At 69.1% G+C, this 23839-nt stretch carries 24 protein-coding genes, 1 tRNA gene and 1 pseudogene; 12 read left to right on the top strand and 14 right to left on the bottom strand.

Annotated features, from left to right (window positions below):
• From AC3A3Q_RS05480 to AC3A3Q_RS05470, 3 genes are read right to left on the bottom strand one after another with little or no spacing between them, the layout of a single operon-like run.
• The gene (locus tag AC3A3Q_RS05480) at nucleotides 1-441 is read right to left on the bottom strand and encodes a barstar family protein (RefSeq protein ID WP_487585258.1); all 441 of its coding nucleotides are present in this window, start codon (nucleotides 439-441) and stop codon (nucleotides 1-3) included.
• Nucleotides 438-884: a guanyl-specific ribonuclease gene (locus AC3A3Q_RS05475; RefSeq protein WP_487585257.1), complete on the bottom strand. Its 447-nt coding sequence runs from the start codon at nucleotides 882-884 to the stop codon at nucleotides 438-440. Before AC3A3Q_RS05475 ends, AC3A3Q_RS05480 begins: the two co-directional genes overlap by 4 nt.
• An 11-nt stretch (nucleotides 885-895) precedes the next feature.
• A complete protein-coding gene (locus AC3A3Q_RS05470) occupies nucleotides 896-1192 on the bottom strand; it encodes an I78 family peptidase inhibitor (RefSeq protein WP_487585256.1) in 297 nt (98 codons plus the stop codon).
• Between the two features lie 141 nt (nucleotides 1193-1333).
• Between AC3A3Q_RS05470 and AC3A3Q_RS05465 the strand changes: the two genes are divergently transcribed.
• Both AC3A3Q_RS05465 and AC3A3Q_RS05460 read left to right on the top strand, forming a co-directional pair.
• Nucleotides 1334-1945, top strand: coding sequence for a DUF938 domain-containing protein (locus AC3A3Q_RS05465; protein WP_487585255.1), 612 nt, complete (start codon nucleotides 1334-1336; stop codon nucleotides 1943-1945).
• Nucleotides 1946-2082: 137 nt separating this feature from the next.
• On the top strand, nucleotides 2083-3993 hold the full coding sequence (locus tag AC3A3Q_RS05460) for a M61 family metallopeptidase (RefSeq protein ID WP_487585254.1): 1911 nt from the start codon (nucleotides 2083-2085) through the stop codon (nucleotides 3991-3993).
• 78 nt (nucleotides 3994-4071) lie between these two features.
• On the opposite strand, the gene AC3A3Q_RS05455 is transcribed toward AC3A3Q_RS05460, so the two are convergent.
• Complete coding sequence (locus AC3A3Q_RS05455) at nucleotides 4072-4665, bottom strand: HAD family hydrolase (protein ID WP_487585253.1); 594 nt, start codon at nucleotides 4663-4665, stop codon at nucleotides 4072-4074.
• 125 nt (nucleotides 4666-4790) lie between these two features.
• Between AC3A3Q_RS05455 and AC3A3Q_RS05450 the strand changes: the two genes are divergently transcribed.
• The gene (locus AC3A3Q_RS05450; protein ID WP_487585252.1) at nucleotides 4791-6140 is read left to right on the top strand and encodes an APC family permease; all 1350 of its coding nucleotides are present in this window, start codon (nucleotides 4791-4793) and stop codon (nucleotides 6138-6140) included.
• Between the two features lie 18 nt (nucleotides 6141-6158).
• Here the strand turns inward: AC3A3Q_RS05450 and zapE are convergent, their stop codons facing one another.
• From zapE to AC3A3Q_RS05425, 5 genes are all read right to left on the bottom strand, one after another.
• Complete coding sequence (gene zapE / locus AC3A3Q_RS05445) at nucleotides 6159-7286, bottom strand: cell division protein ZapE (protein ID WP_487585251.1); 1128 nt, start codon at nucleotides 7284-7286, stop codon at nucleotides 6159-6161.
• A complete protein-coding gene (locus AC3A3Q_RS05440) occupies nucleotides 7283-7975 on the bottom strand; it encodes an alpha/beta hydrolase (RefSeq protein WP_487585250.1) in 693 nt (230 codons plus the stop codon). The genes zapE and AC3A3Q_RS05440 overlap by 4 nt, the downstream gene beginning before the upstream one ends.
• Nucleotides 7976-8030: 55 nt before the next feature.
• Nucleotides 8031-9755, bottom strand: coding sequence for an ExeM/NucH family extracellular endonuclease (locus tag AC3A3Q_RS05435; protein ID WP_487585249.1), 1725 nt, complete (start codon nucleotides 9753-9755; stop codon nucleotides 8031-8033).
• A gap of 149 nt (nucleotides 9756-9904) precedes the next feature.
• On the bottom strand, nucleotides 9905-10420 hold the full coding sequence (locus AC3A3Q_RS05430) for a c-type cytochrome (RefSeq protein WP_487585248.1): 516 nt from the start codon (nucleotides 10418-10420) through the stop codon (nucleotides 9905-9907).
• Nucleotides 10421-10523: 103 nt separating this feature from the next.
• Nucleotides 10524-10600, bottom strand: a tRNA-Arg gene (locus AC3A3Q_RS05425).
• A 201-nt stretch (nucleotides 10601-10801) separates the two neighbouring features.
• Between AC3A3Q_RS05425 and ubiA the strand changes: the two genes are divergently transcribed.
• Nucleotides 10802-11698, top strand: a complete 897-nt coding sequence (gene ubiA, locus AC3A3Q_RS05420; protein ID WP_487585247.1) for a 4-hydroxybenzoate octaprenyltransferase — start codon at nucleotides 10802-10804, stop codon at nucleotides 11696-11698.
• Between the two features lie 82 nt (nucleotides 11699-11780).
• On the opposite strand, the gene AC3A3Q_RS05415 is transcribed toward ubiA, so the two are convergent.
• Nucleotides 11781-12335, bottom strand: coding sequence for an HdeD family acid-resistance protein (locus tag AC3A3Q_RS05415; RefSeq protein WP_487585246.1), 555 nt, complete (start codon nucleotides 12333-12335; stop codon nucleotides 11781-11783).
• A 144-nt stretch (nucleotides 12336-12479) separates the two neighbouring features.
• Between AC3A3Q_RS05415 and AC3A3Q_RS05410 the strand changes: the two genes are divergently transcribed.
• Nucleotides 12480-13004 (top strand): Rid family hydrolase, encoded by a 525-nt coding sequence (locus tag AC3A3Q_RS05410; protein ID WP_487585245.1) that lies wholly within the window; start codon nucleotides 12480-12482, stop codon nucleotides 13002-13004.
• 4 nt (nucleotides 13005-13008) lie between these two features.
• On the opposite strand, the gene AC3A3Q_RS05405 is transcribed toward AC3A3Q_RS05410, so the two are convergent.
• From AC3A3Q_RS05405 to AC3A3Q_RS05395, 3 genes are all read right to left on the bottom strand, one after another.
• Nucleotides 13009-13560, bottom strand: coding sequence for an HdeD family acid-resistance protein (locus AC3A3Q_RS05405; RefSeq protein ID WP_487585244.1), 552 nt, complete (start codon nucleotides 13558-13560; stop codon nucleotides 13009-13011).
• A gap of 72 nt (nucleotides 13561-13632) precedes the next feature.
• Nucleotides 13633-15078, bottom strand: a complete 1446-nt coding sequence (locus AC3A3Q_RS05400) for an Hsp70 family protein (protein ID WP_487585243.1) — start codon at nucleotides 15076-15078, stop codon at nucleotides 13633-13635.
• Between the two features lie 81 nt (nucleotides 15079-15159).
• Nucleotides 15160-15870: a ComF family protein gene (locus AC3A3Q_RS05395; protein ID WP_487585242.1), complete on the bottom strand. Its 711-nt coding sequence runs from the start codon at nucleotides 15868-15870 to the stop codon at nucleotides 15160-15162.
• A gap of 82 nt (nucleotides 15871-15952) precedes the next feature.
• Between AC3A3Q_RS05395 and bioB the strand changes: the two genes are divergently transcribed.
• The 7 genes and pseudogenes from bioB (at nucleotide 15953) to AC3A3Q_RS05360 (ending at nucleotide 22252) form a co-directional block, all read left to right on the top strand.
• Entirely contained in the window at nucleotides 15953-17065 is a 1113-nt protein-coding gene (gene bioB / locus AC3A3Q_RS05390; protein ID WP_487585241.1) for a biotin synthase BioB, read from the top strand.
• A gap of 2 nt (nucleotides 17066-17067) precedes the next feature.
• A complete protein-coding gene (gene bioF / locus AC3A3Q_RS05385) occupies nucleotides 17068-18291 on the top strand; it encodes an 8-amino-7-oxononanoate synthase (protein WP_487585240.1) in 1224 nt (407 codons plus the stop codon).
• A complete protein-coding gene (locus tag AC3A3Q_RS05380) occupies nucleotides 18288-18719 on the top strand; it encodes an ACT domain-containing protein (protein ID WP_487585239.1) in 432 nt (143 codons plus the stop codon). Before bioF ends, AC3A3Q_RS05380 begins: the two co-directional genes overlap by 4 nt.
• A 66-nt stretch (nucleotides 18720-18785) precedes the next feature.
• A pseudogene (bioH, locus tag AC3A3Q_RS05375) lies at nucleotides 18786-19544 on the top strand (pimeloyl-ACP methyl ester esterase BioH); the annotation flags it as partial.
• 122 nt (nucleotides 19545-19666) lie between these two features.
• Entirely contained in the window at nucleotides 19667-20581 is a 915-nt protein-coding gene (bioC, locus tag AC3A3Q_RS05370; RefSeq protein ID WP_487585238.1) for a malonyl-ACP O-methyltransferase BioC, read from the top strand.
• Nucleotides 20578-21570 (top strand): multidrug resistance efflux transporter family protein, encoded by a 993-nt coding sequence (locus AC3A3Q_RS05365; protein WP_487585237.1) that lies wholly within the window; start codon nucleotides 20578-20580, stop codon nucleotides 21568-21570. Before bioC ends, AC3A3Q_RS05365 begins: the two co-directional genes overlap by 4 nt.
• A 61-nt stretch (nucleotides 21571-21631) precedes the next feature.
• A complete protein-coding gene (locus tag AC3A3Q_RS05360) occupies nucleotides 21632-22252 on the top strand; it encodes a hypothetical protein (RefSeq protein WP_487585236.1) in 621 nt (206 codons plus the stop codon).
• Here the strand turns inward: AC3A3Q_RS05360 and AC3A3Q_RS05355 are convergent.
• Nucleotides 22222-23751 carry an ArnT family glycosyltransferase gene (locus AC3A3Q_RS05355; protein ID WP_487585235.1) on the bottom strand — a complete coding sequence of 510 codons (1530 nt, stop codon included), beginning with the start codon at nucleotides 23749-23751 and terminating at the stop codon, nucleotides 22222-22224. The genes AC3A3Q_RS05360 and AC3A3Q_RS05355 overlap by 31 nt on opposite strands.
• Between the last annotated feature and the right edge of the window lie 88 nt (nucleotides 23752-23839).

The raw sequence follows: 23839 nt of genomic DNA, 5'->3' as shown, positions 1-23839 counted from the left end.
TCAGTCTTCTTCAAGCGCCGCCAGCTGCTCGGCGGGAAACGGCAGCAACGCCCAGAACGCGGTGTTGTTGCCGGCCCAGCGGAATGCGCTCTCGTTGAGGATGTCGAGCAGCGTGTCGAAGTCCTCGCCGTTTGCGGCGCGCCAACCATCGGCGTGTTCGACCAGCAGCAGATAGCCAGGGGCCGGGCGCCACGACAGGTCGGCCAGCGCGTCGGCGAGTGCATCCCAGTTGCCGCCGAACCAGTCCGGGAACTGCCCCGCGTCGGCAAATCGCTGCATCAGCATGGCCTTGTCGGCGCAATCGGCCAGGTCGACGCGCAGCACCGCGTAATCCAGCGCTTCGCCAGCCTGCGCCATCGATTCGGTGTCACGCGCATCGATGAAGTAGGCGCCGCTGTGGGCCGGATCGGCCAGGATCGAACGCAGGTCGGTCGCACTCATCGACGTGCCTCCAGCGGCGGCAGCTCGAAGCGGCGGAAGCTGCGGTAGTGGTCCTGCGTGTACCAGTACTCCACCGGCGGATCGCCGCCGGTGATGATGCGGCGCGCTCCACGGTCGTCGGAGCCCGGCGTCTCGACGGTGTACTCGTGGTAATAGCCGCGCGGCTGCGCGGGCAGGCGCTTCTCGCGGTTCTGGAACACGCTGCCGTCCTGGCGGTAGGCGTAAGGACCGCCCTGCGCGATGCGGGCGAGAACGTCATGCGCTTCGCGCGGCAGGAAGTCGGGGTACTGCGCCGTTGTCGCCGGCGCCGGCGCCGGTGCAGCCACCTGGCCGGCCGGTGTCGCCACCGGCGGGTGCAGGTCGCCGTTGTCGGAGCGCTTGGTCCACAGCCACAGGCCGATGAGGACGATCGCGGCCAGCAGGCCCAGGTGGCGACGGCGCATGGTGTCGCCGATCAGCCGCAACGCAGGCCGGTGATCGCGCCGCGGTCGTTGACGTCGACGTTGATGCGGTCTTCGCGGTAATCCATGGTCGCTGCCTGGCCCGGGCGCAGCACGCGCGCGTCGCGGCTGCTGGTGTCGCGCAGGATGCGGTTGACGATGTCGTCGTTGACGCCCTGGCCGATCGCCCAGCGCGCGGCCTCGACATTGCAGATGCCTGACGGCGGCACGGCGCCACCGGCAACGGGAGGTGCAGAAGCGCAGCCGGCAAGCGTCAAGGCGATCGCCGCGAAGGCAAGAGTGCGGAACATGGGGGATTCTCCGGTTGGGTTGACCGACATGGGTTCGGCGTGACGGGCGCACCGTGCGCCCGCTGCCGTGTGCGGGGTGTAAACGCGGGGGAGGATAGCCGGTTGGTCGTGACAGCGACGGCGTGCGTTATAAAGCCAGTCATGTCCGAGCGCCCCTACGCCCCCGCCTGCGATCGCAACCGCGATCCGATCCTCGACGTTCTGCGCCGGCACTTCGCCGACCGCCGCGACGTGCTCGAAGTGGGCAGTGGCACCGGTCAGCATGCCGTGTACTTCGCCGCGGCGATGCCGTGGTTGCGCTGGCAGTGCAGCGACCAGGCCGACGCCTTGCCGGGCATCCGCATGTGGCTCGATGAGGCGGCGCTGCGCAACACACCCGCGCCGGTCGAACTGGATGTATCGGCAGGGCCGTGGCCGCGTGTCGACGGCAACGGCGATGGCCGCTTCGATGCGGTGTTCAGCGCCAACACGCTGCACATCATGGGTTGGCCCGAAGTGCAGGCATTCTTCGCCGGTCTCGGGCAGGTGCTCGCGCCGGACGCGGTCGTCATCGTGTACGGACCGTTCAACTACGATGGCCAATACAGCAGCGACAGCAACCGCGAGTTCGATGGCTGGCTGAAGGCGCGCGATCCGCGTTCGGGCATCCGCGACGCGGCCGACGTCGACGCGCTGGCCGCCGCCATTGGCCTGCGCCTGGTCGAGGACGTGGCGATGCCAGCCAACAACCGCTGCCTGGTGTGGCGTCGCTAGCGCGTCACTTTGCCAATTGTGGCGAACGTGCCCGTGGTCACGCCCGACCGTGCCCAATGGCAGGGGTGTGCTGGCGTCAACCCTCGTAACGATGCGGGGTTGGCCGTCTTCCACCGTCTCCCATAGGGGTTGGTTACATGCTTCGTCGTTCGTCTGCTGCGCCGCGTCTGCGCGCGCTGTCGCTGCTGGTTTCCTTGTTGCTCGCCGCTCCCGTCACCCAGGCGCAGACCGCGCCGCCGCAGGACGTGGCCTGGCCCGGCACGCTGTCGCTGACCATCGATGCCACCGACCTGAGCCATCGCGTGTTCCGCGCCAGCCAGCAGATCCCGGTGCAGCCCGGTCCGCTGACGCTGCTGTACCCGCAATGGATCCCGGGCAACCACTCGCCCAGCGGCCCGGTCAATCGCGTCGCCGGCCTGAAGTTCAGCGGCAACGGCCAGACGATCGCCTGGCGTCGCGATCCGCTCGATGTCTACGCCTTCAAGCTGGTCGTGCCCGAGGGCGTCAGCACGCTGGACGTCAGCTTCGACGTGCTCACGCCGACAGCGGGCGACCAGGGCCGCATCACCATGACCCAGGACATGCTCAACCTGCAGTGGAACCAGGTCGCGCTGTACCCGGCCGGCCACTACGCGCGGCAGATCCAGATCGCGCCGGCGTTGAAGCTGCCCAGCGGCTGGCAGGCCGGTACGGCGCTGGAGGTGGCCTCGAAGGAGGGCGACACGCTGCGCTACAAGCCGGTGCCGTTCGACACGCTGCTCGATTCGCCGGTCTACGCCGGCCGCTATTTCAAGCAGGTCGATCTCGACCCGGGTGCGAAGGTGCCGGTGCGCCTGAACATCGTCGCCGATGATCCGAAGTACCTGGAAGCCAAGCCGGAGCAGATCGAGGCGCATCGCAAGCTCGTCGACCAGGCCTACAAGCTGTACGGCGCGCGTCATTACGATCACTACGATTTCCTGTTCTCGCTGTCGGACCAGATGGGCGGCAACGGTCTGGAGCACCAGCGCTCCAGCGAGAACGGCGTTGGCCCCGAGTACTTCACCGAGTGGGGCAAGAACGCGGCGGATCGCGATCTGCTGCCGCACGAGTTCACGCATTCGTGGAACGGCAAGTACCGTCGTCCGGCGGATCTGACGACGCCAAACTTCAACGTGCCGATGAGCGACACGCTGCTGTGGGTGTACGAGGGCCAGACGCAGTACTGGGGGTATGTGCTGGCGGCGCGCTCGGGTCTGTGGAGCGCGGAGCAGGCGCGCGATGCGCTGGCACTGGTCGCCTCCACCTACAGCACCGATCGCCCCGGTTTCGCCTGGCGCAACGTGCAGGACACCACGCTCGATCCGATCATCAATTCGCGCAAGCCGCAGGCGTACCGCAGCTGGCAGATGAGCGAGGACTACTACAGCGCCGGTCAGCTGATCTGGCTGGCGGTCGACAGCAAGCTGCGCGATCTCAGCGGTGGCAAGCGCTCGCTCGATGATTTCGCCAAGGCGTTCTTCGGCGTCAAGGACGGCGACTGGGACGTCAACACCTATGACTTCGACGAGGTCGCGCGCACGCTCAACGGGGTGGCTGCCTACGATTGGGCATCGTTCCTGCGCGAGCGCGTGGATGCCAATGCCGCGCCGCTGGATGGTCTGGCCGCCAGCGGCTGGAAGCTGGTCTATACCGATACGCCGAGCGAGTACCAGAAGGGCGTCGAGGGCGATCGAAAGTCGGCCGATTTCAGCGCATCCCTCGGCATGTCGGTGTCGAACAAGGATGCGACGGTGAGCGGTGTGCGCTGGGACGGTCCGGCGTTCGACGCCGGCATCGCGCCTGGTGCCACGCTGCTGGCGGTCAATGGCTATGCCTTCGAGAACGATCGCCTGAAGGATGCGATCAAGGCCAACCGCGACGGTTCAAAGCCGATCGAGCTGGTGGTCAAGCATGGCGAAGTGGTGCGGACGGTGCGCCTGGATTACCGCGAGGGACTGAAGTATCCGCACCTGGAGCGCATCGCAGGCACGCAGGATCGGCTTTCGAAGATCCTCGCGCCGAAGTAACTGCTGACATCCGGTTGGCGTCGCCTGATCCCCGTCATCCCCGCGAAGGCGGGGATCCAGGGACGTTGCTGCGGACGCTCACGCCACTTCGCGCCACCGGTAGTACCTGCGATCTGCAAGCTCCAGCAGATCCAGGTCTTCATGCGTGTCACCGTAGGCGTAGATGACCGGGAAGTGGGCCAGGTCGTAACGCTCGCGCACGCGCCGCGCCTTCTCCTCGCCCGCGCACTGTTCGCCGTCGTAGCGCCCGGTCATCACCCCATCACTGGATTCCAGCGACGAGCACAACAGCTCCAGCCCGTGCTGCGCGCACCAGTGCGACAGATACAGGTCGAACGCGCCGGAGACGACCACGATCTTGTCACCCTGCGCCTTGTGCCAGGCGATGCGTTCCAGCGCCTTCGGCCGCAGCACCGCCGGCAGAACTTCGCGCGCGAAGCGCTCGCCCGCCGCCTGGACATGGGCGAGGTCGGCGCCGCGGAAACCGAAGTCGACCACGCGCGAGCGCACGCGGTTGGCGCTGACCATGCCGAGCTTGTAGCCGACCAGCATCGGCGCCAGCACGATCCGGCCGATGGCCAGTCGCCTGGGCGCGACGGCGTGGCCCATGAAGTCGGCGAACATCTCGCGCGTGGTGATGGTGCCGTCGAAATCGAACAGGGCAAGGTTCACGGGGGAATCGTCCTTGAGTCTCCCTCCCGCAGGGGGGAGGGAGCGGTGTGGGGGCAGCACAAGCTTAGACATGCCCGGTGCCTGTGTGCGACCCTCCCCCGCAACCCCGGACCGATGCAAGCCCAATGACGGAAACCGCCAGCACCGCCCCCGAGTCGTCGCAACGGGGCGAGGCCGCGTTGGTGCGCTCGCTCGGCTCCTTCCAGCTGGGCGCTTCGATCATCAACATCATCGTCGGCGCCGGCATCTTCATGCTGCCGGCGCTACTGGCCGCGCGCATGGGCAAGGTCGCGCCGCTGGCCTTCGTCGCCGGTGCGGTGGCGATCATCCCGATCGCGCTGTGCTTCGCCGCCGTCGGCAGTCGCGCTTCGGCGACCGGCGGGCCCTACACCTATGTCACCGCATGCTTTGGTCCGTTTGCAGGCTTCCTCACCGGCGCGCTGATGTGGATCTGCAACGTCGCCTCCAGCGCCGGCGTCGCCGCGGCGCTGAGCAGCCAGGTCGCGCAGGCGTTTCCGCAGTTCTCGCATGCCTCGCCGCGCGCGCTGTTGATCGCCGCCGTGTACAGCGCGCTGTTCGCGCTCAACGCGTTCGGCGTCAAGCTCGGCGCGCGCATGATCGTGGTGCTGGCGGCATTGAAACTGACGCCGCTGTTCCTGTTGGCCTCCTTGGGATTGTTCTTCATCGACTGGCAGCACGTGAGCTTCGACTGGACCGCGGTGCCGTCGTGGCCGGCGCTGGGTTCGTCGCTGGTGCTGGTGGTGTTCGCCTACGCCGGCATGGAAACGGCCCTGGTGCCTTCCGGGGAAGTGCGCGACCCGGCCAAGCACGTGCCGCGGGCGACGATGAGTGCGATCGTCATCGTGGTCCTGCTCTATATCGGCATCCAGGCCGTGTGCCAGGGCGTGCTCGGCGCCGACCTGCCGGCCAGCGACGCGCCAATCGCCGACGCCGCACACGCGTTGTGGAGCCCCGGTCGCACCTTGCTGCTGGTCACCGCGTGCGTGTCGATGCTCGGCTTCCTGATGGGCAACCTGTTCTCGTCGTCGCGACTGCTGTTCGCGCTCGGTCGCGACGGATTCCTGCCGCGGCAGTTCGGCCTGGTCGATCTGCGCCATCGCGTGCCGATGCTCGGCCTGTTCGCCCACGCCGGTATCGCCATCGTGCTGGCCGTGGCCGGCAGCTTCGAGACGCTGGCGCTGATCTCCGGCGGCGCGATCTGCCTGGTGTTCGCGGCAGTGGCGGTGTCGGCCTGGCGCGCGCAGCAGATCGACCTGCGCGGGCAGGGCGAGCCGCTGGTATTGGCCGGCGGCCCGCTGGTGCCGGGGCTGGCAGTGCTGACAATGGCGGCGATCCTGGCCACGCTCAGCGAGAACGAATGGCTGGCCATCGCGCTGTCGTTGACGGCGCTGGTGATGGTCTACGCGGTGCTGGCGGCGATGCGCGGGCGCGGTGCGCGCAAGTCGGTGATCTGAGGTCTCCGCTCCGAGGCTTCAGCCTCGATGCTCCAACGCCAGGTACTCGGCCGACTGCATCTCGATCAGCCGCGAGGCGGTGCGTTCGAATGCGTGCGCAAGCTTGTTGCCGGCGTACAGCGCAGTCGGGACCACCGCCGCGGTGCAGACCAGGTTGACGTGGCGGTCGTAGAGCTCGTCGATCAGGTGGACGAAGCGTCGCGCCGGGTCGTCGTTGCTGCCGTCGAACAGCGGAATCGAACCTACCAGCACCGTGTGGCACTCGGTGGCGATCTCGATGTAGTCGCTGGCCGCGCGCGGGCCTTCGCACAGCGCGGCGAAGTCGAACCAGGCGTGGCCTTCGGCCAGTGCGCGCACCGGGATCTCGCGACCGTCGATGACGAGTGGGCCTTCCTCGCGCGGACACGTTGCGGTGAGCTCGTGCCAGCGTTCGCCCAGCCAGGTGTCGGATGCGGCGTCGAGCGGCGCGCGGTACACCGGCGAGCGGGTCAGCGCGCGCAGGCGGTAATCGTGGGCGCTGTCGAGATGGAGCACGCGGCAGTGGCGCTCGAGCTGCGCGATCGCCGGCACGAAGCTGGCGCGCTGCAGGCCGTCCTTGTAGAGGTTGCGCGGTTCGGTGTTGGACGTGGTGACCAGCGCCACGCCCTCGGCGAACAGGCGCTCGAGCAAGCGTCCGAGCAGCATCGCGTCGCCGATGTCGTTGACGAAGAACTCGTCCAGCACCAGCACGCGCAGCTCCTGCCCCCACTTGCGCGCGATCGCCGCCAGCGGATCGCTTTCGCCGGCATGCGCGCGCAGCTGCGCATGGACTTCGCGCATGAAGCGGTGGAAATGGGTGCGGCGCTTGCCGATCGCACCGTCGTCCCGATCCTGTGCCGGCAGCGAGTCGTAGAACATGTCGATCAGGAACGTCTTGCCGCGACCGACGCCGCCCCACAGGTACAGGCCCTTCGGCGTCTCCGGCTTGCGACCGAGCAGGCCGTCGAGCAGTCCGCGCTTGCGCGGCGCCAGCAGCGCGGCATGGACGCGGTCGAGTTCTCGCAACGCCGCATGCTGGGCGGGATCGTCGTTCCAGTCGCCGCGGGCGACACCGGCGGCGTACAGCGCGGACGGCGTCGCCGGAGCGGCCAATGCCTCGGTGCTCATGCGTCCTGCGGTGCCTGTTCCGGTGGCAGGTAGGGCTTCACGCCGTGCTTGATCACGCCGCGCAGGTCAATCAGGCGACGATGGAAGAAGTGGCTGGTGTCGGGCATCTTCACCAGCTCCGGCGGCTGTCGCAGCTGCTTGAGGCTGTCGATCCAGGCGTAGACCGCCTGCGGGTCGACGATCTCGTCCGACTCGCCCTGGATCACCAGCCACGGGCACTCCGGCGGCACCAGCGTGCTGAAGTCCCAGCTGCGACCGGCGGCCGGCGGTGCGATCGAGACCAGCATCCCCGGCTTGAGTTCGGCGGCGCACTTGATCGTGATGTAAGAGCCGAAGCTGAAACCGGCCAGCCACAGCTGCGCGTCCGGACGTTGTTCGCGCACCCACGCGGCGACCGCGCGCAGGTCGTCGGCTTCGCCGTTGCCGTGGTCGAAGTGGCCGGTGGAGGCGCCGACACCGCGGAAATTGAAACGCACCGTCGCCACGCCCGACTCGCGCAGCGCGCGCGCGGTCATCGTGACGACCTTGTTGTGCATCGTGCCGCCGTCGGTCGGCAGCGGATGGCAGACGATGGCGACGACCGGACGTGCAGGCGCCTCGGCGGCTTCGACCGTGGCTTCGAGCACGCCGACCGGACCGTCCAGCAGCAACGTCGTGGCGGCGGCGGTGGGGAACGCGGGACTGTTCATGCGGCCATGATACGGGGCGGCGGGTTCAGTCTCCGTAATCCGCCCCGGTGTCGGGCTATCGACCGCGCAGGTCGAAGCCGAGCAGCAGCGGATCGTGGTCGGAGCTGCGCCACGGGCCGGCACCGCCGGCCCGATAGCCGGCACTGTCGGGTTCGTCGGCATTGCTGTGCCACTCGGCCGCGCCGCGCAGGCGTTGCGCGAGGGCCGGGCTGAGCATGGCGTGATCGAGCCGGCCCACTTGGCCGTCATAGACATAGCTGTAGGGTGAGGCGACACCGGCGACGGCGAACGCATCGCGCCAGCCGGCGTCTTCCAGCACGCGCAGCGGTGCTTCGCGGGCGTAGGCATTGAAGTCGCCAACCAGCAGGGTGCGCGCACCACCGTGGCCGGTGGGATCGCGCTTGAGCCAGGCGTCGAGCAGGCGCGCCGATTCGCTGCGCGTCGCGTTCCAGCACGCGGCGCCGTCGCCCTGGTCGCGGTCGCCGGCTTCGGCGCCGCTGCAGCCCTTGGACTTGAAATGGTTGGCGACGATGACGAACACGGCGCCGTCGATGCGGCCGTTCTTGATCGGCACGAACGCCTGCGCCAGCGGCACGCGGCTGTGCGTCCCGAACGGGCCGGCCTGCAGCGTCGCAGGTTTGCCCTGCGGGCGGACGCGGTCTTTGCGGTAGATCAGCCCGACGCGGATTGCGTTGTCGCCCGGACCCTGGCCGGCATCGATGTAGCGCCAGTTCGCGCTGCCTGCGTGGCCGTCGGCATCGAGCGCGTCGACCAGCGTGGCGATGCTGGAATCGCGGCCGTAGCCGTCGTTCTCCAGCTCCATCAGCGCGACGATGTCGGCATCCAGGCCATTGATCGTGGCGACGTGCTTGGTCAGCTGCTCGGCCAGCTCGGCCGCTGTACGCGCGCCGCGCGGCGTCGGAAAACCGCCGCCCTTGCCATCACCGTTGAACAGGTTTTCCAGGTTCAGTGCCGCCACGCGCAGGTCGCCGGATACGTGCGGCGGTTGCGGTCGCGCGGTCGCCTGCAGCATGGGGGCCGAGGTCAGTTGCAGCCGGTACTCCGCGCCGGCCTGGTCGAGCACGCCGGTGACGGCGTCGAGGCGGCTGCCGCTGCGTGCCTGCGCCAGTCCGGCGGGCCATGCCACCGTGTCGCCGTTCGCCTCGAGCCAGAGCTGGCGGCGCGCGTTGTCGGCACTGACGGCACGCGCGGCATCGCTGCCGGGCTCGGCGCGTTCGCCGGGCTGCCAAAGGCGCTCACCGACGCTGGCCAGGACGCGGCCGCGCTTGCCCAGCTCGCCACTGTCGGCCAGCAGCACTGGCAGGTCGAAACGCAGCGCCATGCCTTCCAGGCGCTCCCAGTCCGGTGCGGCTTCGTCGATCGCAACCGGCACCAGCGTGCCGCGGCCCAGGCGCTGCACCACCGGTTGTTCGATGGCGGTGCGGGTTGCGCGGCCGCTGGCCTGCTCGGCGACCACGCCGCGAACACGCAACCGGTCGCCAGGTTCGAGGGATTCACCCGCATCGGCGATGAAGATCGCGTCCGAGCTGGCGTCATCGCCATCGCCGCCATCCTGCAGGTACCAGCCACTGCTGCCGTCGCGCGCACTGACCACGCCTTCGACGGTCACCGTCTGGCCGAGCAGCGGACTTTGCGCCCCGGTTCCCTGCACGCGGCCGATCGCGATGGCGCCCGTGCCGGCACCGGACAGGGTGCTGCAGCCGGCCAGCAGGCACGGTGCCAGCAGCAGGACAAACGAGGACGGGCGGGGACGGGTCATGGCGCGTCTGGCAGGGGGCGGTCGCGCATTATCACGAGCGCAGGCGACAACGGCTTGTCGCTGCCCGCCGGGAGCACGGCACCCGGCCCGGAAGCCAGAAACGACAACGCCGCCCGGAGGCGGCGTCGTGCGAAGCAGTTGCGGTGGACTTACTTCAGGTTGCCCAGCATCCAGTCGACCGTGGCGATGACCTGCTCGTCGGTCAGGGCCGGGTTGCCGCCCTTGGCCGGCATCACACCGGCAGTGCCGGTGAAGCCTTCGATGGCGTGCTTGTGCAGGGTGTCCTTGCCCTTGGGCAGGCGCTCGGCCCAGTGGGCCTTGTCCATCGTCGGCGCGCCGCCGGCACCGGAGGTGTGGCAGCCGGTGCACAGGTTGTTGAAGATCACCGAGCCGTCGGTCGTGCCGCCGTAGGCGACCTGCGAAGCGGCCTTGGCAGCGGCAGCGGCCGAAGCGGCAGCCTGGGCCGCGGCACCGGTGGTACCGGCGTAGACCGCGCCGACCGGCGCGATGCGCTCGGCGGTGCGCTTGGCCACATCGGGGTTGATTTCCGGCGGCAGCTGGTCGTGCACGTACATCGCAGCGACCATCAGGCCCACGGTGACCAGCATGAGGAAGCCGATCACCATCGAGAATTTCTTAAGGAACTCAAGGTCGTAATTGCGCACAAACCCACCTATGGCACGCACCCCGCGGGTGCGCTTAGCTTCGACGAATAGTGGCCAGTATAAAGCCCGCCCCCGTGCCACCAACATGGCATGACACGGGAAGTGGCGCGCCCGGAGGGATTCGAACCCCCGACCAATGGCTTCGGAAGCCACTACTCTATCCGGCTGAGCTACGGGCGCCTGGCTAAGATCCTGCGCGAATGGCCGGACCGGATGAATCCGATCACAGTCGCTCCGCGCGGGGCTGGCATTCTATCTGCAATTGCCCCGTTTGCGGGCTCGCCCGGGCTGCCGCGGCCCGCCGGGAGCCGCATTTGGCGCCATCCGGGCGCCAATCAACCAACAACCGACCCTGCATCGGTCAGAATCTGTCGCTGGACTATGAGTTACGAACGCTTCGAAACCCCCGCCGTCGCCCCGTGGAAGGCGCGCCTGTCGCTGTACTGGCAGCTGGTCCGCGGCGACCGCCCGATCGGCTGGCTGCTGCTGCTGTGGCCGACCTGGTGGGGCCTGTGGCTGGCCGCCGAGGGCATGCCGCCGCTGTGGACGCTGTTCGTGTTCAGCGCCGGCGTCTGGCTGACCCGTTCGGCCGGCTGCGTGATCAACGATTACGCCGACCGCTGGCTGGACCCGCACGTGGAACGCACCAAGGAACGCCCGCTGGCGACCGGCGCGGTGCGCGGCCGTGAGGCGCTGGTCCTGTTCGCTGTGCTGATGCTGGCGGCTTTCGCCCTGGTGCTCACCCTCAACCGCCTGACCGTCTGGATGAGCTTCATCGGCGTGCTGCTGGCGGCCAGCTACCCCTACCTCAAGCGTTACACCTACCTGCCGCAGGTCTATCTCGGCCTCGCCTTCGGCTGGGGCATCCCGATGGCCTTCGCCGCCGTGCGCGGCGAAGTGCCGGCGCTGGCCTGGCTGCTGTATGCGGCCAACATCGTCTGGGCGACCGCCTACGACACCTGGTACGCCATGGTCGACCGCGAAGACGACATCCGCATGGGCAGCAAGTCCACCGCGATCCTGTTCGGCGACATGGACCTGGTTGCGCAGGGCGTGCTGTATGCGCTGCTCTTCAGCGCGCTGGTGCTGGTCGGCCAGCGCGCCGGCATGGGCTCGTACTACTGGGCCGGCGTGGCGGTGGCCGCGGCGCTGGTCGTGTACGAGTTCGTCATCGCCCGCACGCGTGACCGCAAGGCCTGCTTCCGCGCCTTCCTGCACAACCACTGGGTCGGGCTGACGGTGTTCGCCGGCATCGCGGTCGATTTCGCGCTGAAGTAGGAGCGAGCTTGCTCGCGACCGGCGCGACCGGCATGGATGCGCCCGATCGCGAGCAAGCTCGCTCCCACAAGCAAGCTTCGCCTCAGAACGCCTTGACCAGCTTGCGCAGGCGGAAGCCGGCGATGATCTGCAGCACGCCATAGACCAGCGCGGCCACGCCTATCCACAACGCCACGGTCACCAGCCCCGCGGCCGGGTGGACGAAGAACATCACGCCCAGCGCGATCGCCAGCACGCCGCTGAGCGCGATCAGCCATTCGCCTTCGATCTCCTTGCGCACGCGGATCGCCAGGACGATGCGCCAGATGCCGGCGACCACCAGCCACACCGCCAGGAGCAGCAGCAGGATCCCGGCAACGGCGAGCGGGTGCATCACCGCCATCAGGCCAAAAACAATCGAGGCGATCGCATACAGCGCCAGCCAACCCTTGGACACGGTGACGTCCTTGCGGAACAGCGCGATCGCGCTGATCACGCCTTCGGCCAGCGCCATCACGCCGAACGCCCAGGCAATCGCAACGGCGGTGCTGCCGGGCCAGACGAACGCGCTGATGCCGAACAACACCGCGATCACGCCGTACACCACCAGCACCCACCAGCTGCGTCCAAGGCTTGCCAACAGTCCCGTGCTGCTCATCGCCGATCTCCGTGTGCGTGGTGGCCGGCAGGGTGGACTCAGCCCGGTCTGGGGCGCGTGAAGCCCAAATGCACTTTCGTGACTGGCGCCGGCGGCGGAATCGCGCTGGAATCGGCTTATTCACCCCAGTGCCGGAGCCTGCCCATGCGTCGCCTGTGCCTGTCGTTGTTCCTGATCTGTGCCGCCGCCGGCATCCAGCCCGGTCATGCCCAGCAAGCGCCCGCCCAGCAAGCGCCGACGCGCGAACACCTCGCCCCGTCCGGCTGGGAAGACTCCTACCATGACATCCACTACACCCCGGTCGTGCGCATCGGCGATCGCGTGATCATTTCCGGCATTCCCGCCGCGGTCGGCGATACCGACGAGGCGAAGGTCCGCTGGGCGTTCCAGCAGATGCAGGCGCACCTGGCCACGGTCGGCGCGACCATGGCCGACGTGGTCGAACTGCAGAGCTTCCATGTCGCGCGCGACCACGAGGAGTTCCGCCGCGTGGTCGAGCCGGTGCTGAAGGTGCACCGAGAGTTCTTCAAGGACCACTACCCGGCATGGACCGCGGTCGGCACCACCGCGCTGTTCTCCAAGGGCGCGCCGATGGAGATCCGTGCCGAGGCGATCATCGGCTCGGGCGCACGGCCCAAGGCCGACATCGCCAGGCCGAAGAAGCAGTGACGTGTCAGTGGGTCGTCTGGCGCCGCAGCAGGCGCCAGCCGATCAGCAGCTGGAAGGCGCCATAGAGCAGCGCACCGATCGCCACCCACAGCGCGATCGTGGCCAGGCCGATGTCGGGCTTGGCCAGGAACAGCACGCCCAGCGCGATCGCCAGGGCGCCACTCAGGGCAAGCAGCCATTCGCCGCTGACCAGCTTGCGCAGCATCGAGGCGAAGACAAGCCGCGCCACGCCGGCCACGATCAGCCACAACGCCAGCAGCCACAGCATCGCCTCGGCCAGCCACATCGGTTGGTACAGGGCGAGCGCGCCCAGGCCTATCGACGCCACTGCATAGGCCAGCAGCAGCCAGTTCGGCAGCGCGATGTCCTTGCGGAACACGCTGAGCAGGCTTACGGCGCCATCGATCAGGGCGAGCAGGCCGAAGGCCATCACCATCACCTGCACGGTGCGCTGCGGCCAGCTCAGCATCGCCACGCCGAATGCCAGCGCGATGACGCCGTACAGCACGAACACCCAGCCGCTGCGCGCCACCGAATCCTCCGCCATCCTGCCCATCGCCCGCTCCTGTCGGTGAGAGTCGCAGCAGGGATACGGCGCGCGCGCAGTCAGGTCAAGTCGGCCGAATTCTCAATAGGCCGCAGCCGCGTGTGCCAGGCCGGTCACGACCCCAAGCGACGCATCGCCGCTGACGATCTCCGCCCCCGGGAAGACCTCCCTCGCCGCCAGCGGCACGTAAGGCGAGCGCGACATGCCACCGGTCAGGTAAACCACTTCCGGTTCGTAAGGCAGTTCCGCCTTTGCCCGACGCATCAGATCGCCAAGGTGGCGCAGGAACGGGCTGGCTGCATCGCGCAGCCGCTCCTTGTCCAGGTGCACCTGCAAACCGTCCTCGATGTAATCGAGATCGAACGCGACCCGGTCCTCGTCGCTCAGGCGGATCTTGGCCTGCTCTACGGATCGGTTGAGACGCACGGTGTGGCCTGGGTGCTTGAGCTGCTCCAGGCGCTCGCCGTAAGGGGCCGGCACATGCTTGAACGACGCGTGCTGGAACCGGTTCTGGCGCTCCAGGTCGTGGACGGTGGAGGCCTCGTAGTAGCGATGCACGGCCGTCGTCGTCACGCCCTTGCCGAACAGCGCCATGACGCCGCGCATGCTCAGCTCGATGTCGACGTCGGTGCCGCCGACCGGGTCGCCCCACGAGCCGTCGATGACCGGTGCCGCGGCCGTTCCGCCGACGTGGGCAAGCGCGATGTCGGTCGTGCCGCCGCCGATGTCGAGGATCAGTGTCCGGCGTGGCGTTGCCACGGCCCGGTGATAGTCGTACGCCGCCGCCGCCGGCTCCTCGAGGAACTCGACCGAATCGAATCCGGCCGCGTAGGCGGCATCGGTGAGGATTTCCAGCGCCTGCACGCCGCCGGCTTCCTTCATGCTGCTGCGAAAGCGCACCGGCCGGCCCATCACCGCCGCGCGCACGTCGGTGCCAAGCTGCGCCGATGCGGTGGTGCGGATATGGCGAAGCAGCTGCGTGGCGATCCGCAGCAGTGCTTCGCGCGCATTGCCTTCGAGCTTGTAGCCGAGCATCGACTTGGGCGAGACCACCAGATGGCCGGTGCCGCTGGCCATGTACGCCTTGACGGCCTCGTCGCCGTACAGCGCGTTCTCGACGTCGGCGCCGGCTTCCATCGCCCTGCGGATCTCGTTGGCCGCCCATTGCCGGCGCACGGCCACGACCGCGGCACGGTGCATTTCGTGATCTGACTGCTTGCGCGCCGTTGGCACCAGCGCGAGCGCCTCGTCGCGAAGATGCGCCGGCCGCCGCATGGCTTCCTCGCGCAGGCGCTGCACGCGCGCCTGTTCCTGGCTCTGGTCGCGCTTCGCGCCAGCAACGAGCGCCCGCACCTGGTCGTCCAGTTCCGGTGTCAGCTCGAACTGCGAGACGTCGGGCATGCGCAGCGGGAAGAACACCGTCGTGCGGAACTGCCGGTCGTCGCCGAAACGGATCAGCTGCAGCTGGCCATCGACCACGGCGCCCGCGGCCGAATAGCTGGTCCCGAAGTCGATTCCAATCCGCATCGTGATGCTCTACTGGTAATGCACTGCCATTCGTGACCCGCCAGTTTGACGTGAACCTGCCGCGCTGACGAACCCTGCGTGTCAGACCACCCGCGCGCAGACCCACACATCGACGCGCGCCACGCCTGCACGCCTCAACGCCAGGGTCGCGGCGCGCGCGGTGGCGCCGGTGGTCATCACGTCGTCGATCACGGCGACATGCGCCGGCAGCACCGCATCGGCACGGATCGCAAAGGCGTAACGCATGTTGCGACGGCGACCATCGACATCCAGTGTCGACTGCGCCGCGGTGGCGCGTCGTCGCATGAGCACGTCGTCGCGCAGCGGCAGCTGCAGCGACCTCGCCAGCGGCCGAGCCAGTTCCAGTGCCTGGTCGTAGCCGCGGCCGCGCAGCCGCGAGCGGTGCAGGGGCACGGGAACCAGCGCCAGCGGCCGCTCGGCATCGGCGAGGCTGCGCGCCATCAGGGTCGCCAGCAGGCGGGCACTGGCCAGATCGCCGTGGAATTTCACTCGCGGCAGCAGCCGGTCGATCGGGGCGGCGTAGATGAAGACCGCGCGTGTTCCCGATTGCGGCGGCGGCTGCCGCAGGCATGCGCCGCAGCGGGTCATTGCGATCGGCAGGGGCAGGCCGCAGCGATGGCAGGCCTGGCGGTTGTAGGGCAGGGCGGCATGGCAGGGGTCGCACAGGTCCAGTCCGCAACCGCCGGCAAGCTCGCCGCAAAGCAGGCAGCGAGACGGCCACAGGGCCGCGCCGAGGCGCCGCAGCCAGCCTCGCGAAGCGCCGTCAACCATGTCGCCCCCTGTTTGGTTGACAGCATCCGCCACCCTTTCCAGACTGCCGGCCCTGTCCCGCTGCAACCGTCGGAAAAGCCCCATGTCAGCCGTCAGCGCCGCCCCCTCCTCGTCTGCGCCCTCACAAGCCGCACCCACCCTCGACCCCAGCGCCCTGCGCCACGACTGGTCGCGGGCCGAGGTCCGCGCCCTGTTCGACCTGCCGTTCCCGGAGCTGCTGCACCGCGCCGGCCAGGTCCATCGCGAGACCTTCGACCCGGCCGAAATCCAGGTCAGCACGCTGCTGTCGATCAAGACCGGCGGCTGCCCCGAGGACTGCGGCTACTGCCCGCAGGCCGCCCGCTACCACACGGGCGTCGAAGCCACGAAGCTGATGAGCACCGAGGCGGTGATCGAGAAGGCCCGCCAGGCCAAGGCCGCCGGCGCCAGCCGCTTCTGCATGGGCGCGGCCTGGCGCTCGCCGAAGGACCGCGACATCCCGAAGGTGGCCGCCATGATCTCGGAAGTGAAGGCCATGGGCCTGGAGACCTGCGCGACCCTGGGCATGCTCTCGGGCACCCAGGCGCAGGCGCTGCGCGAGGCTGGCCTGGACTACTACAACCACAACCTCGACACCGCGCCGGAGTTCTACAACCAGATCATCCACACCCGCGAGATGCAGGACCGGCTCGATACCCTGTCCCACGTCCGCGACGTCGGCATGAAGACCTGCTGCGGCGGCATCGTCGGCATGGGCGAGTCGCGCGAGCAGCGCGCCGGCCTGCTGCAGACCCTGGCCAACCTGCCGGCCCACCCGGACTCGGTGCCGATCAACCGCCTGGTCCAGGTCGAGGGCACCCCGCTGGCCGGGGCCGAGCAGCTGGACCCGTTCGAATTCGTCCGGACCGTGGCCGTGGCCCGGATCCTGATGCCCCGCTCGATGGTCCGCCTGTCGGCCGGCCGCGAGGCCATGAGCGACGAGTTGCAGGCCCTTTGCTTCCTGGCCGGGGCAAATTCCATCTTCTACGGTGAGAAATTGCTGACGACCGGTAATCCCGACACGGAGCGGGATATGGCATTGTTTGCCCGACTGGGCCTGCGACCGATGCAGGTCACTCAACAGGGGACAACCGTGCACGCCGAAATCGTCGAACAAATCGACGGCGACCCGTCGTCGTCGTCTTTCCGTTCAGCCACCCCGACCTGCGCGGCCTGACCATGGCCCGGGCGACGTGGCGTGAGCGCATCGATGCAGCGCGCGAACAGCGCGTCGCCAGCGCGCGCGTCCGCGTGCGCCGCACGGTCACCCAGCGCGATGGTGCGCGCTGCGTGGTCGACGGTCGGTCCCTTCTGAACTTCTGCGGCAACGATTACCTCGGCCTGTCGCAGCACTTCGCCGTGGTCGGCGCGTTGCAGGACGCGGCCTCGCGCGAGGGCGCCGGCGGCGTTGCCTCGCACCTGGTCTGCGGCCACCACGCCATCCACGACGCGCTCGAGCGCGAACTGGCCGACTGGCTCGGCGCGCCGCGGGCGTTGCTGTTCGGCAGCGGCTACCTCGCCAACCTGGCGGTGATCCAGGCCCTGCTCGGCGATGAGGATGTCTGCGTCCAGGATCGTCTCAACCACGCCAGCCTGATCGACGCCGCGCGACTGGCCGGCTGCCGCCTGCGCCGTTACCCGCATGCCGACGCCGAGGGCGCCATCCGCCAGCTGCGCGGGATGCCCGAAGGCATGGCGATGATCGCCACCGACGGCGTCTTCAGCATGGACGGCGACGTCGCCCCGCTGCGCGAGCTGGCCCTGGTCGCCCGCGTGCAGAAGGCACTGCTTTACGTCGACGATGCCCATGGCATCGGCGTGGCCGGCCCGGACGGGCGCGGCACCGTCGCCGCGGCCAAGCTCGGAACCACTGATGTCCCGCTGCAGCTGGCCACGCTGGGCAAGGCCCTGGGCGGTTACGGCGCGGCCGTGGTCGGCGATGCCGACCTGATCGGCCACCTCGCCGAAACCGCGCGCAGCTACATCTACACCACCGCGCTGCCACCGGCCCAGGCCGCGGCGACGCTGGCGGCAGTCAAGCTGGCGCGCAACGAACACTGGCGCCGCAACAAGCTCGAAGAGCTGACCGGCCGCTTCCGCGAGCGCTCGCAGCGCCTTGGCCTGGACCTGCTCGATTCGCAGACGCCGATCCAGCCGGTGATGTGCGGCGACGACGACCGCGCGCTGTCGATGGCGCAGTCGCTCGAGCAGGCTGGCTACTGGGTCGCCGCGATCCGGCCGCCGACGGTGCCCGAAGGCCGCGCGCGCCTGCGCGTGACCCTGTCGGCGCTGCACGGTGCCGGCGACGTCGACGGCCTGGTCGATGCCATCGCCTACGCCCGCGACCGCGCCAACATTGGCCGCACCGGCCTGCCCGAGCGCGGACTCGCACTGGTTCGATGAGCGGGCAGCGCGATCTTGCGCGCCTGCTCGCCGGGTTGCAGGTGACTGCACGCGAAGGTGAGTACGTCTTCGTCAGCCGCCCCGGGCCTGATCCGGGGTTGGCCGCGCTGGCGCAAGCCAGCGTTCGCGAGGAAGAAGGCGTCACCTACGTGCTGCCCCGCGCAAAGGCCGATGCGCTGCGTCTCGATTACGGCTTCCGCGCGGCCTGGCTCAGCCTGGGCGTGCATTCGGCGCTCGATGCGGTCGGCCTGACTGCCGCGGTCGCCAGCGCGCTGGCGCGGCATGGCATCGCCTGCAACGTGCTGGCCGGCTTCCACCACGATCACCTGCTGGTCCCCACGGAAAGGCGCGAGGACGCGCTTGCGGTGCTTTCGGCGCTTTCCGTGCAGGCGGGCGCGCCCGTGAATCCGGATAATCGGTCCGGTTAGAGCTCCGGACACCGGAACATCCCCCACGCCGCAAGGCGTTGTTCCAAGGCATTTCAAGGCAACAACATGTACATCGAGACGCGCGGGCACGGTCCCGCGCTGGCAATGATCCACGGCTGGGCCATGCACGGCGGCCTGTTCGCGCCCCTGGCCGAGCGCCTGGCGGACCACTACACCCTGCACCTGGTCGACCTGCCCGGCCACGGCCATTCGCGCGACGACGCCACTGCACTGCAGCCCGAAGCGCTGGCCGCGGAACTGGTCGCGCGCGTGCCCGACGCGGTCTGGCTGGGCTGGTCGCTGGGCGGGCAGTTCGCACTGCGCGCCGCGCTGGATTTCCCCGAGCGCGTCCGCGGCCTGATCATGATCGCTTCGTCGCCGCGCTTCGTCGCCGGCACGGACTGGCCGCACGGCGTCACGCCGCAACTGTTCGGCGATTTCGGCGATGCATTGCGCCGCGATTTTCGCGGCACGCTCGAAGGATTCCTCGCACTGGAGGCGCTGGGTTCGCCACACGCGCAGGAAGAACTGCGCAGCCTCAAGGTGCAGGCGTTCGAGCGCGGCGAACCGGCCGAACGCGCGCTGCAGGAAGGCCTGGCGCTGCTCGACGGCCTCGACCTGCGCGACGAGCTCTCCGGGCTGCAGGTGCCGAGCCTGTGGATCTCCGGTCGCCGCGACCGCCTGGTCCCGGCAGGTGCGATGCCCGCTGCGGCGGCATTGGCGCCGGATGCGCGCAGCGTGGTGATCGCCCATGCCGGGCATGCGCCGTTCCTGGGCGCGACGGAGCAGGTGGCTGACGAGATCGATGCGTTCATGGCCGCGATAGGCCGTCATTCCCGCGAAGGCGGGAACCCAGCGACGTTGACCCCGACAGAAAAGGAAGCAACGCCACTGGGTCCCCGCCTTCGCGGGGATGACGGGTCGAAGGATGTGGCGCAGGTGCACGAATGACCGAGCTCTTCGACCACCGCCAGGTCCGCCGCGCGTTCTCCCGCGCCGCGCACGGCTACGACAACGCCGCCGCGCTGCAACGCGAAGTCGCTTCGCGCCTGATGGAGCAGCTGGACTACCTCGACGATCCCGCGCACGGTCGCGCACCGCCGCAGGTGGTGCTCGACATCGGCTGCGGCCCGGGTCACGCCAGCATCGCCATGCAGAAGCGCTGGCCGAAGGCGCAGGTGGTCGCGCTCGACCTGGCCCTGCCGATGCTGCGCGAAACCCGCCACAACGCCGGCGGCTGGCGTCCGCGCTTCCTCGGCGGCGCGCGTCCCGATGCCCTCTGCGCCGACGCGCGCGCGCTGCCGCTGCGCGACGGCAGCGTCGATGTGCTGTTCTCCAACCTGTGCCTGCAGTGGGTCGAGGACCTGCCGGCGGTGTTCGCCGGTTTCCGCCGCGTGCTCAAGCCCGATGGCCTGCTGCTGGTGTCCACGTTCGGTCCCGATACGCTGCACGAATTGCGCGGCGCCTTCGCCGAGGCGGACAACGTGCCGCACGTGAGTGCGTTCGCGACGATCGCGCAGTTCGGCGACGCGCTGATCGCCGCCGGCTTCAAGAACCCGGTACTCGACCGCGACGAGTTCGTGCTCGGCCATGCCGACCTGGGCGAGCTGATGCGCGAGCTGCGCACGCTCGGCGCGACCAACGCCAACATCGACCGTCGCCGCAGCCTGACCGGCCGCGAGCGCTTCGCCCGCGCCGCGCAGGCGTACGAGCCGTGGCGGCGCGACGGCCGCCTGCCGGCGACCTGGGAAGTGATCTACGCACACGCCTGGGGCCCGCAACCGGGCACGCCGATCCGCGTCGGCGGCGTCGACGAAGTGCAGGTGCCGGTGAGCCGCATCCCGATCCGGAAGCGCCCATGACCATGCGCCGCGTCGCGCTGGCCGCGGTCGCCATTGCCCTGGCGTCGGCGTTCTTCTTCACCTGCACCTATGTGCTCAACCGCGCCGCCGCGGTCGAGGGCGGGCACTGGGCGTGGACGGCATCGCTGCGCTACCTGATCACGCTGCCGCTGATGCTGCCGGTGATGCGCTGGCAGGGCGGCATGGCACCAGTGTGGCGCGCGATCCGCGCGCACCCGGGTCCATGGCTGCTGTGGAGCGGGATTGGCTTCGTCCTGTTCTACCTGTGCCTGAGCTTCGCCGCATCCAGTGGACCGTCGTGGCTGGTGGCGGGCACGTTCCAGCTCACCGTGATCGCAGGGATGCTGTGCGCACCGTTCCTCTATCGCGATGAGCGTGCGCGGATACCGATGCCGGCGCTGCTCACTGGCCTGCTGGTCGTGGCCGGCGTGCTGCTGATGCAGTTCGGTCACGGCGGCGGCGGACTGGATCGCGACGGCTGGATCGCACTGGTGCTGGTCGCTGTCTCGGCTTTCGCCTATCCGCTCGGCAATCGCGGCCTGCTGCTGCACCTGGAGAAGGCCGGCGTCGAGCTCAACGCGACCCAGCGCGTGTTCGGCATGACCCTGGCCAGCCAGCCGATGTGGCTGGCCGTGGCGGCTCTGGCGTGGACCGGCACCGGTTTGCCATCGACGGGCCAGGTCTGGCTCGCCGGCGGCGTTGCCCTGGGTGCCGGCGTGATTGCCACGATCCTGTTCTTCCAGGCCACCGGCATGGTCCGCAACGATCCGACGGCGCTGGCCGCGGCCGAAGCGATGCAGGCGGCCGAGATCCTGTTCGCCACCCTGATCGGCGTGCTTTGGCTGGGCGAGCAGTGGCCGCAGGGTCGTGCGCTCGGCGGCGCGGTGCTGGTGGTGGTCGGCATCGTGGTGTTCAGCCTGGTCGCCGCGCGCTCGGCGGCCGGCGACCGGCGCGCGACGCAGGAGCTGCGCGGCGACCGCGGCGCGTAGCTGCCGGCGGGGCTGCCGAAGCCCCGCGCACGTTCAGGTGCCGCTGGTTAGATTTCCATCCATGCCGCCCATCACCCGCCTCGCTTACCGTCCGCTGCTGGCCCTGTCACTGCTCGCCGGCGCGTGCGCATTCGTCCCGCCCGCATTCGCCCAGAGCGGATCGCTCGAGCAATGGGGCATCGATGCCGGTGCACTGCTCGGCGACAGCCGGCAGATGCTGCTGCGCGCTCCCGATGCCAGCGTCGACGGCCTGTTCCAGGCGATCCATGCCGGCGCGCAGTCGCCGCAGGACTCGCGCGTGATGTGCGAGCTGTTCGATCCCGACGCCGAGCGCACCGTCGATGGCTACAACGAAATCGCCTCGCAACTGAGCCAGGCCAGCCGCGTGCGCTTCGCCAACGCCGTTGCCGATTTCTTCGTCGCTTCCGCGCAGAACCCGCCGCAACCCTACGACCCGGCATTGGCACTGCAGGCATTGAAGGCCGCCGGTGTCCGCGCTGCGATCCTCAACGATGGTTTCCTCGCCGGGCTCAACGGCAGCGATCATCCGGCACGATGCCGTTCGGTCGGCGCGCTGCTCGATGCATTGCAGACGCGGCCGATCACCGAGCGGGCGTCGGTGATGCGCCTGCTGCTGAGCCAGGGCCTGGACTACCTGGCCGTGGCCGGCGCCGCACGCTGACCGGTTTCGTCCCGGCGATGCACCTCGAACATCACGCGGCGCTCGTACGGCGTACCCAGTAGCGTTGCCCGGTATCCGAGCGCGTGGATGCGTGCCTGCACGACCGGCCAGTCGACCTGCTTGCACACCCACACCACGCCGCTCTCGTGTTCGGCCAGTTCGACCACCAGCGGCTCGTCGTAGGTCGGATTGAAGCGCGGCTGCTGCAACGTCTCCAGCGAGATCTTCTCCACCTCGGTGCCGGTCCCCAGGTGCAGGTGCAGGCCGTAGCGCGCCATGTCCTCGACGAACACCACTTCCTCCACCGGCACGCGCGAGCGTTCGCGGATGGCGTCGGCCCAGGCTCCCGCATCCTTGTGCGTCGGCCACCACGCCAGCGCCAGTTTCAGCGCCAGCAGCAACGCCACCCACGCCAGCAGCCACGGCCAGCGCGGCAGCGGCCTGCCTTCTTGTTGCCACTGCAGCGCCACGATCAACGCCATGGGAACGAACAGCGGCAGCAGGTACAGCGGCATCCGCGATCGCGCGAAACAGAACACCAGCAGCGGCAACAGCAGCCACAGGCACGGCAGCAGCCAGTGCGCGTCGGCCTGGCGTCGCGCGGGATCGGCACGCCAGGGCTTCGCCAATGCCGGCAGCCCTCGCGCCCATCGCCACAACGTCGGCGTCCAGGGCAGGGTCCCTACCACGAGCGTCGGCAGGTAGATTTCGATCCAGCCGTACCACTCGGCGTGGCGGCCGAACTCGCCGGTGGTCATGCGATTCACCAGTTCGTCGCCGACGAAGTAGTGGAACAGCCCCGGGTTGCCATGGAACACCGCCAGGTACCACGGCAAGGCGAGCACCGCGAACAGCACGATGCCCGACCATTGCAAAACCCGGTGCCGGCCCGGCATCAGGTAATCGAACAACAGCACGACGGGCAACAGCACCAGTCCGGCCGGCCCCTTGGTGATGAAGGCCAGCGCGAAGCCGGCCCACATCAGTGCGATCCAGCGACGCGGATGCGGCGACTGGCCTTCAGCAGTGCCGGTGAAGCGCGCCTCGACGAAGGCCCACATCGCCAGCGTCTCGCACGCCGCCAGGACGTAGTCGGTGGTGATCAGCTGCGATGCGCCGACGGTGAACCACATGCTGGCGTAAGCGAGCGCCGCGGCATTCTCGCTGCCGGGCGACAACCTGCGCGCGATGCGCCAGGTCAGCCAGACGCAGAACAGGTACGACAGCGCTGCCGGAAGTCGCGCCGCCCAGGTATTCGCGCCGAACACCGCAATGCTGGAGGCGATCGTCCAGTAGGTCAGCGGCGGCTTGGTCCAGTGCCCGACCTCGTGGTTGCGATGCGGATTGAGCCAGTCGCCGCTGTCGAGCATGATCAGCGCGACATTCGTGTAGCGGCCCTCGTCCGGATCCCACATCCCGCGCGTACCCAGGAAGCACAGCGCCAGCACCGTCGCCATCACGGCGATCCAGAGCGACGGTGAACGCAGGACGCGGGGCATGCGGACTCGCTGGCTCGTGCGGGTGCCCCGACTCTACGGCGTCAAACGTAAGGGGGCTGTCGGAACACAGCCGGCTTGCGGCTGCTGT

Source organism: Lysobacter sp. Soil_C_59, assembly GCF_057656415.1.
The sequence above is the reverse complement of the archived record's forward strand: the minus strand, read 5'-3'. Positions and strand labels throughout refer to the sequence as shown.